At 41.4% G+C, this 15,351-nt stretch carries 14 protein-coding genes and 1 tRNA gene; 6 read left to right on the top strand and 9 right to left on the bottom strand.

The annotated features are described in order from the left end of the window. Positions 1-68: 68 nt before the first annotated feature. The 3 genes from RMY32_RS29365 (at position 69) to RMY32_RS29355 (ending at position 2,707) form a co-directional block, all read left to right on the top strand. Entirely contained in the window at positions 69-1,022 is a 954-nt protein-coding gene (locus RMY32_RS29365) for an asparaginase (RefSeq protein ID WP_322712990.1), read from the top strand. A gap of 47 nt (positions 1,023-1,069) precedes the next feature. Continuing rightward, positions 1,070-1,146: transfer RNA gene (locus RMY32_RS29360), tRNA-Met, on the top strand. A 103-nt stretch (positions 1,147-1,249) separates the two neighbouring features. After that, positions 1,250-2,707 carry a YcjF family protein gene (locus tag RMY32_RS29355; RefSeq protein ID WP_322712964.1) on the top strand — a complete coding sequence of 486 codons (1,458 nt, stop codon included), beginning with the start codon at positions 1,250-1,252 and terminating at the stop codon, positions 2,705-2,707. 283 nt (positions 2,708-2,990) lie between these two features. Here RMY32_RS29355 and RMY32_RS29350 read toward each other — a convergent pair whose 3' ends face one another. After that, positions 2,991-4,040 (bottom strand): sugar transferase, encoded by a 1,050-nt coding sequence (locus RMY32_RS29350; RefSeq protein WP_322712962.1) that lies wholly within the window; start codon positions 4,038-4,040, stop codon positions 2,991-2,993. A 198-nt stretch (positions 4,041-4,238) separates the two neighbouring features. Between RMY32_RS29350 and RMY32_RS29345 the strand changes: the two genes are divergently transcribed. Beyond that, positions 4,239-5,036 carry a 7-carboxy-7-deazaguanine synthase QueE gene (locus RMY32_RS29345; protein WP_322712961.1) on the top strand — a complete coding sequence of 266 codons (798 nt, stop codon included), beginning with the start codon at positions 4,239-4,241 and terminating at the stop codon, positions 5,034-5,036. A 143-nt stretch (positions 5,037-5,179) separates the two neighbouring features. Here RMY32_RS29345 and RMY32_RS29340 read toward each other — a convergent pair whose 3' ends face one another. Both RMY32_RS29340 and RMY32_RS29335 read right to left on the bottom strand, forming a co-directional pair. Further along, the gene (locus tag RMY32_RS29340) at positions 5,180-5,824 is read right to left on the bottom strand and encodes a DUF3318 domain-containing protein (RefSeq protein ID WP_292729213.1); all 645 of its coding nucleotides are present in this window, start codon (positions 5,822-5,824) and stop codon (positions 5,180-5,182) included. A gap of 78 nt (positions 5,825-5,902) precedes the next feature. Next, positions 5,903-6,460, bottom strand: coding sequence for a hypothetical protein (locus RMY32_RS29335; RefSeq protein ID WP_292774879.1), 558 nt, complete (start codon positions 6,458-6,460; stop codon positions 5,903-5,905). A 382-nt stretch (positions 6,461-6,842) separates the two neighbouring features. Between RMY32_RS29335 and RMY32_RS29330 the strand changes: the two genes are divergently transcribed. Then, positions 6,843-7,721 (top strand): LysR family transcriptional regulator, encoded by an 879-nt coding sequence (locus RMY32_RS29330; protein ID WP_322712959.1) that lies wholly within the window; start codon positions 6,843-6,845, stop codon positions 7,719-7,721. 7 nt (positions 7,722-7,728) lie between these two features. Here the strand turns inward: RMY32_RS29330 and RMY32_RS29325 are convergent, their stop codons facing one another. From RMY32_RS29325 to RMY32_RS29300, 6 genes are all read right to left on the bottom strand, one after another. Continuing rightward, positions 7,729-8,379, bottom strand: coding sequence for a DUF3226 domain-containing protein (locus tag RMY32_RS29325; protein WP_322712958.1), 651 nt, complete (start codon positions 8,377-8,379; stop codon positions 7,729-7,731). Between the two features lie 2 nt (positions 8,380-8,381). Beyond that, the gene (locus RMY32_RS29320) at positions 8,382-9,518 is read right to left on the bottom strand and encodes an AAA family ATPase (RefSeq protein WP_322712957.1); all 1,137 of its coding nucleotides are present in this window, start codon (positions 9,516-9,518) and stop codon (positions 8,382-8,384) included. 148 nt (positions 9,519-9,666) lie between these two features. Next, positions 9,667-10,284: a Uma2 family endonuclease gene (locus tag RMY32_RS29315; protein WP_322712955.1), complete on the bottom strand. Its 618-nt coding sequence runs from the start codon at positions 10,282-10,284 to the stop codon at positions 9,667-9,669. A 184-nt stretch (positions 10,285-10,468) separates the two neighbouring features. Next, positions 10,469-12,172 carry an ABC transporter ATP-binding protein gene (locus tag RMY32_RS29310; RefSeq protein WP_322712954.1) on the bottom strand — a complete coding sequence of 568 codons (1,704 nt, stop codon included), beginning with the start codon at positions 12,170-12,172 and terminating at the stop codon, positions 10,469-10,471. Positions 12,173-12,468: 296 nt separating this feature from the next. After that, entirely contained in the window at positions 12,469-13,599 is a 1,131-nt protein-coding gene (locus RMY32_RS29305; RefSeq protein WP_322712952.1) for an aldo/keto reductase, read from the bottom strand. Between the two features lie 174 nt (positions 13,600-13,773). Further along, entirely contained in the window at positions 13,774-14,271 is a 498-nt protein-coding gene (locus RMY32_RS29300) for a bifunctional nuclease family protein (RefSeq protein WP_322694241.1), read from the bottom strand. Between the two features lie 353 nt (positions 14,272-14,624). On the opposite strand from RMY32_RS29300, the gene RMY32_RS29295 reads away from it, so the two are divergent. After that, positions 14,625-15,305 carry a riboflavin synthase gene (locus RMY32_RS29295; RefSeq protein ID WP_322712950.1) on the top strand — a complete coding sequence of 227 codons (681 nt, stop codon included), beginning with the start codon at positions 14,625-14,627 and terminating at the stop codon, positions 15,303-15,305. Positions 15,306-15,351: the final 46 nt, after the last annotated feature.

Below are 15,351 nucleotides of genomic sequence, written 5' to 3'. Positions count from 1 at the left end.
AAGGACAAAGGACAAAGGACTAATAACCAATGACTAAATTAATTAAAAAAGGTGATAAATATAAACCCATGACAATGGGAAAACGAACTCAAGCCACAGCTCTGGAAGTCCGGTTGCTGCGGGAAGGTATTATTGAATCCAGGCATATAGTCCAAGCTGTTGTCTGCGACGAACGAGGACGGGTTCTAACCGTTGCGGGAAATTCTGAAACTGCTGCATTTATCCGTTCAGCCCTCAAACCATTTCAGGCACTCGCTGTCACCACAACAGGTACACTGGAACGCTATCAACTCAGCGATCGCGACTTAGCAATTATTACAAGTTCTCATAAAGGAAGAATAGATCAAGTCCGACAGGTATTTAACATCCTTTGGCGGGCCGATCTCGATCCAACTATACTCCAGTGTCCAATTCCTGAAGATAAGCACAGTCCTCTAGAATACAATTGCTCTGGAAAACATGCCGGAATGTTAGCTGTTTGTCAGCAACGCCATTGGCCTTTGAATAACTACTTGGATCGCAAGCACCCAATACAGCAGTTAATTTTGGGCAAGGTAGCAGAGTTGCTGCGAATGCCAGCCGCAGAATTTATCAGCGCTCATGACGACTGTGGCGCACCAACTTATCTGATGCAACTCGGTCATATGGCATCTTTATATGCACTGCTAGCCTCTAGTACCAACTTGGATATGGAGCGCATTGTCCGTGCTATGACTCATCACCCCGCAATGGTCGCAGGAGATGGAGAATTTGATACGGAACTGATGCGCTTAACTCCAGGAGAAATAGTCAGCAAAAGTGGTGCCGAAGGAGTGCAGTGCATTGGTAGACTCGGTGAAGGTTTGGGATTGGCAATCAAAGTCATGGATGGGGCAAAACGAGCAAAATATGCTGTGGCTATTCACTTACTCCAGCAAATGGGGTGGATTAGTCCCAGCGCCGCCGAAAGCCTCTCAGAAAAGTTTGTCACCTTGGGAAAATACAAGCGTTTAGAAGTAATTGGAGAATTATCATTTTTGTAGTTGCCAAACTCTTGACTATTAGGTTATGCTATAAAAGTTAAGAGCAACGCGGGATAGAGCAGCCTGGTAGCTCGTCGGGCTCATAACCCGAAGGTCAGTGGTTCAAATCCACTTCCCGCCACCACATAGAAAATAAAACAAAACCCTACAATCAGTAAAGATTGCAGGGTTTTGTTTTATTTTGATCTATTCTGGAAGAAATAGCCATCCAAAAAGCGCGGAGAATCATGGTTGTGAAGTTGCAGCGACCAATTTTAGTGGGAGGATTGGGACTTTCCTTTTCCCTGTGGATGTTGGACAGTTGGCACGATTCTATAGTGCAGGTGGGTGAATTCGGTTTGTTAAGTGTCTTAGCTGTCGGTGGTGGTTTGTGGTTATTCCAGCAAAAACGCTCCAAAGACAGTTTAGAACAGCTAGATGGTATGGTGGTAGATCGGACAACAGTGGAAAGTGCGATCGCTAAAACTGAAACTGTAATTAACCAACTAGCACAAGAAGCAGAAAACCATCCAGCTTTAGAGACACTCAGAGAACAAGTTGCCCAATTATTGCTGGAATTAGACAGACAACAAATTAAAGTGGCTGTGACTGGCGGGAAATCCGTGGGTAAAAGCACTTTAATTCAAGTGCTAGAGCAAAATCTAGAGACACAAAATTCCGTGTCTCTACAAGAGACAGCACCTTTATTTAGAGAAGTGGGTGAAAATTCAGATGCGGCTATTTTGGCAGAAGTAGCAAAATCTGATTTTGTTCTATTTCTGACAAACGGTGATTTGACAGACTCAGAATTTCAAACTTTACAGCAGCTAAAGGCAGCAAATCAGCCTAATATGCTGGTTTTCAACAAACAAGACCAGTATTTAACCGATGAAAGCGCCAACATCTTTAGTCAATTGAAACAGCGGATGCAGGGAAATGTAGTTGCAACTGCGGCCTCTCCCGTTGCCATCAAAGTCCGAAAGCATGAGGCTGATGGTTCTGTGCAAGAGTGGATGGAGCAACCAGCAGCAGATATCCAGCAGTTAACGCACCATTTGGGTGAAGTTTTGGCACAGCAAGGACAACGGCTAGTTTGGTTAACAACCATGAGGAAAGCCGGATTGTTGAAAGCTGAGGCGAAAAATTGGCTAAATGAAACCAGACGCGATCGCGCCACCCCAATTATTGAACAATATCAGTGGATAGCTGCTGCTGCTGCCTTTGCTAACCCAGTACCAGCCTTTGATATTCTGGCAACTGCGGCAATTAATGCTCAAATGGTAATGGATTTGGGTAATATCTATCAGCAAAAATTTTCTCTAGAACAGGCACAAACCGTAGCTGGAACAATGGGAAGTTTAATGCTGAAATTGGGTTTAGTTGAACTTTCTACAAAGGCGATTAGTACTGTTCTGAAAAGTAATGCCGTTACCTTTGTTGCTGGTGGCGTAGTGCAGGGAGTAAGTGCAGCTTATTTGACTAGAGTCGCAGGGTTAAGTTTAGTTGAGTATTTCCAACAGCAGGAAATAGCGATAGATTCTGGAACTGGTTTGAATTTGGAGAATTTGCGGCAAACCTTGCAAAAGGTATTTCAGCAAAATCAGCAGATTGGTTTTTTGCAGGGGTTTGTTAAGCAAGGCATGAAGCGTTTGTTACCAGAAGTGCAGCCCGTTGAAGTAGTTAATGTTCAGAAGACAATGGGATAATCTTATACACAAGATCGCTAAATTTTAGATTTTGGATTTTGGATTTTGGATTTAATGATTCAAAATCCAAAATTTTTTTCAAACCCTAATTTTAATAGAGGATAAAAATACATAAATATCTTTCTTTTAATAAATCAGTCTAAAATCTCAAAACCAAAATTGGCTGACACTTGTGTGCTGCTGTTAGTAAATATAAAATTTACCCAAGCCTAAAATAGGCTTGGGTGTATTTAAGAATATCGTGATTGCTAGTTATCAAAAAATTGTGAATAAGGATAATTAGCTAAACAGCACCACTGTTTCTATTAAACAGAATAGCTATAGTTTTGAAAATTAGCTTTAAATCGTACACTAAACTCCAATTTTTTTGATACTGCAAATCCAGACGAATTACATCTTCAAAACTACGGACTGTAGAACGTCCATTTACTTGCCATTCGCCAGTCATACCGGGTTTTACATCTAAACGTTGCCACTCTGGTACTTCATAACGTTCGACTTCATCGGGTGTAGGCGGTCGAGTGCCTACTAAACTCATCTCTCCTTTGAGGACGTTCCAAAATTGGGGTAATTCATCAAGACTAGTTCGTCGTAAAAAGCGCCCTACCTTAGTAATTCTGGGATCATTCTCATTTTTGAAAAAAGCACCTTGCACTTGGTTTTTAACTTCAGATTTCTTCGCTTCTGCATCCACACACATAGAGCGGAATTTCCAAATTTTAAACCGCTTACCCATCCAACCACAACGAATTTGACTAAAGAAAATCGGCCCGGGATCGTTAATTTGAATCGCGATCGCAATTGGAATAAACAAAATTCCTGTAATTAATAAACCAATCACTGACCCGACAATATCTAAGAACCGTTTCATCCAAGAAACCATAGAAGGGTGAGTAGTGGGTAACTGCTCTACTTTACGGGAAGTTGTTTTGCGATTATCTACTACGTCATCTTGTTCTATTAACGACCCATCCTCCACAAGCTCTAAAGGAAAAACCTGATCCAATCCTGTGAGTTTTAGGACTGCCATGACTTGAGGTGTTACATTCCGCAGTGTTAATGTAATACCCTGAGTTTGAGCGTATTTAAAATTACTTATCAAGGCACCTAAACCACTACTATCGATAAAAGTAGTTTGGTGAAAATCAATAATGATTTGCTTAGGATGTGAATTGGGCTGGATTAAGCCTTGGCAGGTTTGCTTAAAGCCTAAAGCCTCCAGCACGCTCAACCGCGTCGGCACCTGCACTATAGCCATGTCGTTTAGGGAATTAACTGGAAAATCGACCTCTGTCGGTTGGCTAGTCATGAAGCTCTGCACTTTCGTTGCCATGTATAATGTAATATGCCAAACATTACTTTGTCCTACAAAATTACTGAACCTAATATCGGAATTAGTGGTAATTAGGACTAACTGCTATTTACCGGGGCTGAGATTGGAGATCGCTAGCGACGATTCACAATAGAACAAGAAGCCAAAAAACATCCTTGCTGTTGTGCCGACGCAGCGCGATCGCGTTGCTCTCATCAAATGATTGCTAAAAATACGGTTACACCTACCGCACGCCTGATTGAGGTCTTTTCTGCCATTCAAGGGGAAGGACTGAATGTAGGGACACGTCAGATATTTATTCGTTTTGCTTTGTGTGATTTGCGCTGTCACTTTTGTGATAGCGCCCACACTTGGAGTGCACCTACAACTTGTCGGATAGAGCGATCGCCTGGATTGCGCGACTTTGAAATTCACTCTAACCCTGTCTCATTACCCATATTACTCGAATGGGTGGAACAGCAAAATCTACCTTGTCTACACGATAGCATTAGCTTAACTGGCGGCGAACCGCTTCTTCATGCCTCATTTTTAACGCAGTTTCTACCCCAAGTGCGAGCCATAACTGGTCTACCTATATACTTAGAAACTGGCGGACATCGCCCAGAACAACTAGCAATGATTATCCCATACTTAGACTCTGTAGGTATGGATTTAAAACTGCCCAGTGTTAGCGGCGAAAGTCATTGGCAAGAACATAGTAAATTTCTCCAGTTATGTTATGACTCATATTTAAATGTTTTTGTCAAGATAATTGTGTCTCAAGACACAGATCCCGCCGAGTTGGAACGTTCAGCTTCGTTGGTGGCAGAGGTTAGTCCAGATATATCAGTATTTTTACAACCTGTTACGCCTTTGGCAGTATCAGAACAATTTTCTCCAGTACCTGTACTTGCGCCTTCCAGCGATCGAGTTTTGATGTGGCAAGCTTTGATGAAGAGGTTTCTTAAGCACGTGCGCGTGATCCCCCAGACACATAAAATGCTAAACCAGTTGTAAAATTTTAGTTTGATAAAGATGTAGTCAAGAAAAAAGTAAGATTTTATGAAATGGTAATTGGGCTGTTCCCTGTTATGAATTAGGAAGGCAGCAGCCCAATTACTAGCAGCAGGGCTGATTTATTCCATTTCAAATAGAAGTTGCTATAGTGCGCCCTCATCTGGAGCTTTGGATTTAGCTTTTGCCTTATTGGCACTGCGTTTGAGGGCAGAGAGTCTTGCTTCGTATCTCGACCGTTGACGCTTACTAGGAGTATTATCAATCAGGGTTTTCAAGGCGCTACCGAGACTCTTGTAGGCATTGGGGAGGCTATAACCAAAACGAGTTGCTAAAGCGATCGCTTTCTCATCAGCATTGAGCAATTCTCTTAGTTGCTTTTCCCCATTATTCTTTTGGTACAGTCGCCAGCCTGACACGCCACAAAGCGACAAAGCTAACACCAGCAGCAATCCATCTTGTACCCACAATTCCCCGACAGCACCACCTAAACCGATGGCTAGTGCTGCCATTTCCCAACCATCTTTAGGAATTGTGTCATTTTGAACGCGAGCAACCTCATGCCAGAACAGCAGATTACGCTGATCCATAGCGAGGGCATCCCATTTCACCAAATCAATTTGAATTTCTACCTGGTCTTTACCAATTTCTTCGCAGCGAACCAGGGGTGGATTGACCTCAGTTGTGCCTTCAACCGTGACCCAGCTTTGCAGTTCTGGTGGTAGTAAGGCTTTCAACCGCCGGAGTTCGCTCATTTCCGCTTTAGCAGAGGAGGTTGCATAGGATGTCATAAATATCCAGCCCCAGAAAATTTCAGTATATAGTGAGGGTATCACTTTGGAGTATAGCTATTTAAGTAACGATCCGTCTCACTCACTAGGAAAACTTCCTCGCTTTTTTCGCGCTTCCATTGCTTTTTCTAGTAAATCTAACAATCCTGGGGCTTCTTCTTGAATACTGAGTAATAGTCTTTCCCCAAGTTCTATATTCCCAGGATCGAGGCCTGTCGCCATCACTTCTGTCAAGCGAGGTATTGCTATGCCATCCACAATCTGAATTAATCCACTCAGACAACGGTGAAATTGTTTTTCTGTAAGAATCGAGTCTTCTAAAGGAAACTCAATAATGGCACGAATTTCACCATCGGATGGGTCATACTCCCATTGCAACATTTTGGTTTCCCAGGAAATGGCAAGCATTGTCTGGAGGATAGCTGCTTTGTGAGGATGGTCTTGGATACCTCCCAGAACTTGAGGGGCAAATACCCGAAAAAATTTTCCTTCTTCATCCAGTTGGACAACTATTAGGAAATCTTCTAGATTATCAGCCTCTACACCTGTTATAATTCGGTCTTCTTCATCATCAAAACGGTAGTCCCAACCAAGGTTGTCTAAATAGTTGGCAATCTGTTTGAGGTTAGCTCCCATAAAAGCCTCATAAGGAACGTGGAGCAGTTGTTACCAGACCTAGTTTAACCTGCTAGGGGTAGTTGTTTGGGTTGGTGTGGATACTTCCGATCGCATAGAAGTATGCAATTAAGGTATTGGGGATGGGTTATGAGGTATGGGGCATTGAAGATAAGAAAAATAGACGTTCGGTCGACCCTATGAATGATGTTTTTTGAATGACTCTTGCTGATTCTTAAAGAAACAATCGTTACTGTTTTTCAAATGTTAGTCAGTCAAGGATATAGTCCTAACTCCCTTAAATTTTAATTTTTTATAATTTGAATGAATGTCTTGCTAGAGCAAGCATAGTGGCAGGATTTGTAAGCAAATAGAAAATTGAAACTTATGAAATATCGAAAAAATGGAACTGCGACACCTGCGCTACTTTATTGCTGTAGCTGAAGAACTGCACTTCAGTAGAGCCGCCGAGCGACTGCACATCGCTCAACCGCCTTTAAGCCAGCAAATTCAGCAATTAGAGGCGCAATTGGGGGTAGAACTGTTTCACCGTAAAACCAAACGACAAGTGCAACTAACAGAAGCAGGACAAGTTTTTTTGCAAGAAGCTTATCAACTTTTAACTCAACTCCAAAAAGGAATTGAGCTAACCCAAAAAACGGGAAGAGGTGAAAAGGGACTACTGCGAATTGGGTTTACCAGTTTGGCAACTTATGATTTGCTTCCTGTGATTTTGCGGCGATTCCAAGAACAGTTTCCAGAAGTAGAGTTGGTATTGCAAGAATTAACCACAACTCAGCAAGAGCAAGCACTACAGAATCGGCACATCCATGTAGGTTTTGCCCATCCACCCTTAGAAGACAACACACTCAATCAAGAGTGCATTCAGCAAGAAGCTTTAATTGTGGCTATGTTAAAAACTCATCCCTTAGCTGAACAAGAAAAGATTTCAGTGCGATCGCTAGTAAACGAAAACTTTATCATGTTCCCTCGCCATTTGGGGCCCGGACTTTACGACCAAATCGTAAGTCTTTGTCAGCAAGGAGACTTCAGCCCAAAAGTGACTCAAGAAGCGATTCAGATGCAGACGATTATCGGATTGGTTTCAGCAGGAATGGGGATTGCGATCGCACCGTCTTCATTGCAAAATCTTCAAAGAACTGGTGTAGTTTATCGTACTCTGGAGGAGAAAACACCATTAGTAGAAACGGCTATAGTGTGGCGGGAAGAAGATATGACACCTGTGCTAAGGAAATTTCTACAAATTGCGTTTTTAAAATAGCAAAATCTTATAAGTTATACAGATTTTTAAACCATATTAAAAAGGTCTGCACCTTTGGATGTTGAGAATTTAAAATTTCATACTTTATTGCTTGATGCAGTTGTCTTCCTGGCTCTTTTTGCCATGCTAGCCAAGTGTAAATTTTAGCTTTATCAAGATAAGAATCTTTGAATGATGCTCCTTTGCTTTTTGCTTCTTGCGCTACTTCCTGAGCATATTGCCAAATAGTTTCGCTTTCATCTCTAATCATATAAGCTAAAAAGCTCTCTAACATACCTCTCATTTGGTTATCTGGCATAATCCAGATACCAAACTTAATTCCATTTTTTGTAACGTGAATAAGTCCTGTCTCTGATATTTCTTCAGGAATGTCGGGGATACTTGGCAAACAAGCATTTCTTATGCTTGTCCAACGTGCAGGCAAATCTTCATCTGCGTCTATTATCACGCCTAAATGGGTGAGTCCTGATGCTTGTAATTCAGTAGATATAAGGTTTGCATCAATGTTTTCGTAACCTTCGCAATCTTGTATTGATACAATTGCTTCCCTTTTATTCTCACCCCAACGAATTCCGTTTTTTTCTATTAATTCTGGTATAACTCGTAAATCTTCTTGTCCTTCTACTAACAGTTTCTTGGGTTTATAAGCTTTTGCCATTACTAACGTACCTCAATTTCTCTTTCGGCAGCAATGACAATTTGAGGTTCAGTGAAGACTACACTTGTTTCTTTACCTTTCTCAATTCTGTGAATTCTAATACCATCCTCATTTGCGTCTTCCTGCTCTGCAATAGTAGCTAAACTTGTCCAACAATCACTATTGTGTGTAGTTGCGAAAACTTGCACATTTAATCTTTTGGCTGTTTCCCAAATCAGTTTCCACATATCAGACATAGCCGTAAAATGGAGTCCGGTATCAATCTCATCAACAAATAAGTATCCATCTTTAGCACACACTGTAGCGAGTGCAAGTCCTAAGATACGCCAAATACCATCACCCATACTACCAATTGGTACACGCTGATTACTATCAGAAAGAAGTACAAAAAAACCGCCCCGCGAATCTAAGGAATACCTGGACTTTCGAGAACTAACTGGAGCAATACGTTGAATTTTAGAATCTATTCTATGAAGTGCCTGCTCTACAAGTTTTTCTTCAGGTGTTAGTACTATCTGATCAAATAGTTCAATCATCTTCTCGGTTTCTAAAGAAGATGATGTTATAAATTGTATTTTTGGTACTGAATTTTTAGTATATCTACGCAATTGGCGAGGATAATCCTCTATAGGAAGTCCACCATTAGCTGATAGCGGTAATCTCCAAGGCTTTTCTTCTTGCCCATAAATCCAGTTAATACTGAAGTCTAGTTCCCTTAATGCATCTGACACTTCATCATATAGAAACTCAGGGAATAAGCTAAGTTGCTCTGTTGAAGAAATTTTGCGTTTTTCTATTGATACAACAAGCTCCTCTTGAATATTGCCATTAGTACCTGTTATTGAAAATTTGCTCCCCAGTTCAATTTCGTGACCATAAAAAAGGTGGCGAACATCAAGGTCTTGAGCTGAACTTAACCTACGTTCACTACGCTCATCATCAAAAAAATATTCACTCCGGTTAGTCATTGTCTTACGTAGTGGATCAAGATTATTCCGTGAGCATAAAAGTTGAATTGCTTCTAGTATTGATGTTTTACCAATATTATTTTTACCAACGAGCAGGTTTACTCTACCAAGCTGCTGAAGCTCGAAAGATTGAAAACTACGGAAATTCTCTATTTTTATCGTCTTCAACATAATTTTGCTAGCCGCAGACAACAAAGAGTTAATGACTAGTATTTAGTATAAGCACTCTTAACACTTCTCACTTGAGCAAAAACAAGCGCTCGCCTTTGTCAATTGAGATAAATTAAGCGATATCTTCGATGGGCTACGCCTACGCACCTTACCCCAATTCCTCAACATCAGCACTTTCGCCTTCTGGCTCAACAGGCTCAAACTTCACCTTGTTGTATAAATCTTGTAGAGAAATCTCAAATGGTACGGTTACAAGTGCGATCGCTTCATCTTCTTCATCATATTCACGAAGCGTCCATTGCTTTTTCCCAGTTTTGGAAAATTGATCTACATGAATCCGAGTTTGGTCAATTAATAGGTATTCTTGGAAAGTGGAAATAGTTCGGTAAGCCTGAAATTTATCTTCGCGATCGTACCCTTTGGTAGATTTTGATAAAACCTCAACAATAATCTGTGGATTCAGAATTACATCCTTCCGGTTGTTAAAAAACTCTGGTTCACCTGCCAGAATCATCACATCTGGATATGTATAGGTAAGCTTTTGGGGTATCCACAGACGAACATCACCCATGAAAACTTCGTAATCTTGCTGGCGAAACGCAAAATTTAAGGCAGCACTTAGATTCAACGAGATTCGATTGTGATTTATTGTTCCACCCGCCATAGGAATTATTTGCCCGTCAATGTATTCACTTTTGTAGTCAGCAGCTTCTTCTAGTTCTAAATATTCCTCTGGGGTATAGTATCGCTGTTTTGTTATTTGCATAATTTTATCGGGTAACAATGTTTAACAATACGGATCGTCTAAGCACTAAAGATATTTTATCCATGTTGACCGAACTGGTTAATAGGTTAGATAGAGGTTTTATGTGCTTTCTACAAGGTGAGCGTAGGCGCAGCCGACTGTAGGCATCGCTATCTCAATTCACATAGTCTTTTAACTTCTTTTCCTATTGATAACCAGCGGCTTGTAAGAGAAACAACTTGGCATAACGTCCTCCTAGCTGTAACAATTCTTCGTGAGTTCCCTGTTCTATAACTTCGCCGTTTTCTATAACTAGAATTTTGTCAGCCATTCGTACCGTTGAGAAGCGATGGGAAATCAAAAGTACCATCTGATTTTGAGTAATCGAGCGAAAATGATTGAAAATTTCAAACTCAGCTTGGGCATCTATTGCTGATGTTGGTTCATCTAACACCAAGATATCTGCTTGCGATCGCATAAAAGCACGAGACAGTGCAATCTTCTGCCACTGTCCTCCAGAAAGTTCTTGTCCTCCTTTAAACCAACGACCAAGTTGAGTCTGAAAGCTTTGAGGTAATTGGTCAATAAAAGATTGGGCCATGCCTTTTTGGGCAGCAGTTTTCCACTGTGTTTTATTTTCGAGATGTTCTACATCGCCTACACCAATATTCTCTCCCACAGTGAACTGGTAGCGGACAAAGTTTTGAAAAATCACACCAATGCGACGCCGCAACACATCCACATCCCATTCCTGCAAGTCCAAACCATCTAAGAAAATTCGCCCAGAGTCCGGGGTGTAGAGTCGGGTAAGTAATTTGATTAAGGTAGTTTTACCGGAACCGTTTTCACCCACAATTGCCAGTTTCTCTCTGGGTTTGAGATGCAGCGAAATGTTTCTCAATGCTGGCTTGGAACTTCCCGGATAAGTAAATGAGACATTCTCAAAACGGATACCATCTTGGGAATTTAAACCAATGGTTGCTTTACCCCAAGATTTTGGTACTTCTTCTTCCAGAAAATCGTAGAGATTTGATAGATATAGGTTGTCTTCATACATCCCTCCAATAGAAGTGAGGGCATTGGAAAAAGTAGATTGTCCTTGGCGAAACACAGTGAGATACATTGTCATATCTCCCAAGGAAATCTTACCTAACGCTGTTTCCAGCACAATCCAAGCATAAGCTAGGTAAAAAGCCCCAGTACTGACTAAACTCAGCAGATATCCCCACAATCCTCGCCGCAGAGTTAAATCGCGGTCTTCGCCATAGAGTTGATCGAACAGGCTGCGGTAACGTCCTAGCAGCATCTCTCCCAACTGATAGAGTTTGACTTCTGTAACAAAATCTTCTCTTGCTAATAGATTTTCTAAGTAGTGCTGTTGTCGGGTTTCTGCCGCACGCCAACTAAATAAGCGAAAGGCTTCTCCAGCAAATTTGGTTTCGGCAATAAATACAGGCATAGCTGCCAAAATCAGTACCACCACTGCCCAAACTGAGAAATTTACTAGCAAAATACCGTAAGTAATTAGGGAAAGGGCATTTTGCACCAACCCAAAGGTGCGGTTGACTAGGGAAAGGGGACGAACCGATGCTTCTCGTCGGGCATTGGTCAATTTGTCATAAAATTCTGAGTCTTCAAATTGCCTAAGATCCAGTGTCAGCGCCTTTTCTAAAATGAGTACATTTACTCGCTGACCCATTAGCGCCCGCAATAACGACTGACAAATGGTGATTCCCCGCTGACTGCCTGCTAGTAAAATTACAGTGATCGCTTCTAATCCTACATAAAATAGCGAGGGATAAATATTGACAAAACCATCGCTTTGTGTATTAGCTTGAGATGCAAATACCACTGCATCAACAATTAACTTACTAATGTAGGATATCGCCGCCGGTAAAAGACCAGCCATTAAAGTTAAACTAGCCAGAAAAATAGTAAGCGATCGGCTAGTAGTCCATACTAAGCTTACAGCCCGTCCACTGTAGCGGAAAACCGTCAGTGATTGGCGTAGGATATTTCTTTTTTTTTAATTTTCATTTTTTTTGGTGAGACACCCCAGCTTGGGCGGATCTTCCTGATTCTATTAATCTTTATATTATTTTAACAATAAAGAACTCAGAACTCAGGAGCTAGAATGACGAGTATGCGACTGGGTGGTAAATACCATGCTGAAATTAACGGATATTCTGACTCCTGTTTACATTTTTATCCCCACAATCTCCTACCTGCTTTCCCATTTAATTTTTGGTGAGTATCTTTTAATAAAGCTGGAATATTTAACTTTTCTGGACAGCGAGGCAAACAGTCACCACATTCTGTACAACGGTTGCCTTTCATTCCAGGGAACCAGTGACCTGCATTTTCAAACATTCCGTAACGATATTGGCCATAGTCTTTCATCTCGTATGCTACGGCAAGATTATGTAACCGCAATACCTCTGGAATATTGATATTTTCTGGACAGGGCAAACAAGCATAACACTGGCTACAATTATCAGTTTCCAAAGCAATTTTTTGATGATTTTCTAACCGCCAGAAAGTGGAAATTTCTGCTGATGTTAACTCTCCATCATGGTCAGCAATTTGCAAAGGTTCTCTTAATTCCTTTGGGTTAGCTGGCCCTATACTCAAAGTAGTAATACGGCGATCTGCAAGTAAAAATCGATAATTCAATTCTAAGGGTGAATACGGATAACACAGGTCTTTTAGAGTTTGTGGTGGTGTGTAGAGTCGTCCTCCCTTATCAGCAGGGGAAATAATGAAAACGCCCATGTCCTTTTCGGCAGCTAGTTGAATTGCTGGTGCGTGCCGTTGAAAAAAATAGTAATAATGCAGATTGACAAATTCAAATAAATCTGTGTTGATTGCTGCCTGAATTACCTCTAATGACCCGTGAGTGGAAAAACCAACGTGTCGTACTCGGCCATCAGCAACAGCTTCCTCTACTGCTTGCATACAGCCATTTTTGGCTTGTACCCACTCCAAATGTTGCCAAGTGTTCAAACCATGAACTCCTAAGCAATCTAAATAATCTAGCTGTAATCGTTCTAGAGATTCGTCGATGTACCGACGCATAGTGTCAGCATCTGCTGTGGCTGAGATTTTGGTAGTGACATAAAGCCTAGTTCGAGGTACTGACAACCCAGCTTTTAGCGCCCTACCAAGATACTCCTCGCTTTTGCCATAACCTCTGGCGGTTTCTAGATGATTAATTCCTAGCGCTAAGGCTTGTTCGATGGTCTGATGAGCATTTTCAAAATCAGCCAAGTAGCGCATCGTTCCCAAGGAAAAAACCGAGAGGTGCAGATTCGTTTTTCCAAAGCGTCGGTATTGCATTTTTAACAAAGAGTTAGGAGTTACGAGTTATAAGTTAGGAATTGAAAGAAGTAAATCATAACTCTTAACCGGAGGCAGAGCGTCTCCGGCTCTGCTCCTAACTTTTTTTGCTTACGAGTTAAGAGTTGAAGCAAAATAACTCATAACTCCTAACTCATAACTCATAACTTTAATTTAGCTGTCGTCATTACCAAAGCGCTTGATCAAATCTTCAGGACGGAGATTAGAAATAAATTCACGGAAGGCTTGCTGTTCGGCTTCATCTGCATCGCGATCTACAGGGATAGAAGCATCGGCAATGACTTCTTCCATTACCCAAATGGGAGTATTTGTACGGAGGGCAATAGCGATCGCATCGCTAGGACGCGCGTCAATTTCTTTTTTGATTTCGCCTTGCTGGACAATTAAAGCTGCATAAAATGTATCCTTTTGCAGGGAATGAATAATCACCTTTTCTAGAGTCATGTTCCAAGTCTCTAAAATATTCACAATCAGGTCGTGAGTTAAGGGTCTAGGAGGCTTCTGATTTTCCAGTGCGCCCATAATTGCCCTAGCCTGTTCCTGACCAATGTAAATTGGCAAAGCCCGCCGATCTGAAGAATCTTTCAAAAGGACGATCGGGCTGCGGGTTATGGCATCTAATGCTATGCCAGCGACTTTCATTTCAATCATTGCCTAAGCCTCTACAATGCTTTGAGAGTCTTGGATGCCATGTAATAAATAGCACCCATTTTTAGGCGGTTTGGTGACAGTAATAAACATAAGCATTCGTTCTCTATAATTGCTTCTATTAAACTCCGAACTTGTGGTGAAAACCAGAGTAAGTCAAATTGGTCTTCTTAGAGAATAACCTTCTTACCCAAGTATGCCCTGTGAAGGATGCTAATGTGTTAATATTCCTATGCAAAAAAGCTATGCGAAAAAAAGTCAGAAAATATACTTGGATGTTCGAGATTTATGTGACAATTACCAATTGATTCCAGGCAAAATTAGGCAATAAATAGAGTTAGTTTAACAAAAAAGCCGTGTTTACAGGATTAATCCAGGCATTAGGAACGATGGAACCCTTAGGGGGCGATTCTTGGCAAATTACTTGTGTAAACCATTCGGGTGAAGTAATTATGCAAGATTTGGCTTATGGTGACAGTGTTGCTGTAGATGGTGTTTGCCTGACAGTGGAACAAGTTTTAAAAGAAGGGTTTATTGCCACGGCTTCACCGGAAACTCTACGCCGGACAACCTTGGGAGGTGAGCAAACCCAACGGAAATATGTCAATTTAGAAGCGTCGTTAAAGGTAGGCAGCAAAGTTGGCGGTCATTTTGTGATGGGTCATGTAGACGGCATCGGTCGATTGCTAGTGGCACAACAAACTGCTAGTTCTTGGGAAATGACCTTTATTGCATCCGAGGCGATCGCACGGTACATTGTCCCCAAAGGTAGCATTGCCGTCAATGGCATCAGTCTCACAGTCGCCGATTATGAGCCAGAACTCTCCCAATTCAAAGTAGCGGTAATTCCCCTGACATACAGCGAGACAAATCTTCGTTATTTGGTTTCTGGCAGTTTGGTGAATTTAGAAGGGGATATTCTCGGCAAATACGTCGAAAAATTCCTTTCTTCTGGCAACCCCCACACCAGAGCTAATGATGACAATAGTATAGATGGCATTACACCCGCATTCCTAGCAGAACACGGGTATTTGTAATTAAAAAAGTTAGGAGTTAGGAGTTAGGAGTTTTAAATTCATAACT

Origin of the sequence: Nostoc sp. ChiSLP03a (assembly GCF_034531215.2) — a bacterium.
Taxonomy (GTDB): domain Bacteria; phylum Cyanobacteriota; class Cyanobacteriia; order Cyanobacteriales; family Nostocaceae; genus Nostoc.
Note: the sequence above shows the minus strand (reverse complement) of the source record. Positions and strands in the feature narration are given on the sequence as shown.

Excerpts from the sequence above, each read along its gene's own strand:
- RMY32_RS29300 (WP_322694241.1), bottom strand. The coding sequence starts at position 14,271 with ATGATTGAAATGAAAGTCGCTGGCATAGCATTAGATGCCATAACCCGC.
- RMY32_RS29355 (WP_322712964.1), top strand. The coding sequence starts at position 1,250 with ATGGTTGTGAAGTTGCAGCGACCAATTTTAGTGGGAGGATTGGGACTT.
- RMY32_RS29340 (WP_292729213.1), bottom strand. The coding sequence starts at position 5,824 with ATGACATCCTATGCAACCTCCTCTGCTAAAGCGGAAATGAGCGAACTC.
- RMY32_RS29365 (WP_322712990.1), top strand. The coding sequence starts at position 69 with ATGACAATGGGAAAACGAACTCAAGCCACAGCTCTGGAAGTCCGGTTG.
- RMY32_RS29350 (WP_322712962.1), bottom strand. The coding sequence starts at position 4,040 with ATGGCAACGAAAGTGCAGAGCTTCATGACTAGCCAACCGACAGAGGTC.
- RMY32_RS29315 (WP_322712955.1), bottom strand. The coding sequence starts at position 10,284 with ATGCAAATAACAAAACAGCGATACTATACCCCAGAGGAATATTTAGAA.
- RMY32_RS29320 (WP_322712957.1), bottom strand. The coding sequence starts at position 9,518 with ATGTTGAAGACGATAAAAATAGAGAATTTCCGTAGTTTTCAATCTTTC.
- RMY32_RS29325 (WP_322712958.1), bottom strand. The coding sequence starts at position 8,379 with ATGGCAAAAGCTTATAAACCCAAGAAACTGTTAGTAGAAGGACAAGAA.
- RMY32_RS29330 (WP_322712959.1), top strand. The coding sequence starts at position 6,843 with ATGGAACTGCGACACCTGCGCTACTTTATTGCTGTAGCTGAAGAACTG.
- RMY32_RS29310 (WP_322712954.1), bottom strand. The coding sequence starts at position 12,172 with ATGGCTGGTCTTTTACCGGCGGCGATATCCTACATTAGTAAGTTAATT.
- RMY32_RS29335 (WP_292774879.1), bottom strand. The coding sequence starts at position 6,460 with ATGGGAGCTAACCTCAAACAGATTGCCAACTATTTAGACAACCTTGGT.
- RMY32_RS29345 (WP_322712961.1), top strand. The coding sequence starts at position 4,239 with ATGATTGCTAAAAATACGGTTACACCTACCGCACGCCTGATTGAGGTC.
- RMY32_RS29305 (WP_322712952.1), bottom strand. The coding sequence starts at position 13,599 with ATGCAATACCGACGCTTTGGAAAAACGAATCTGCACCTCTCGGTTTTT.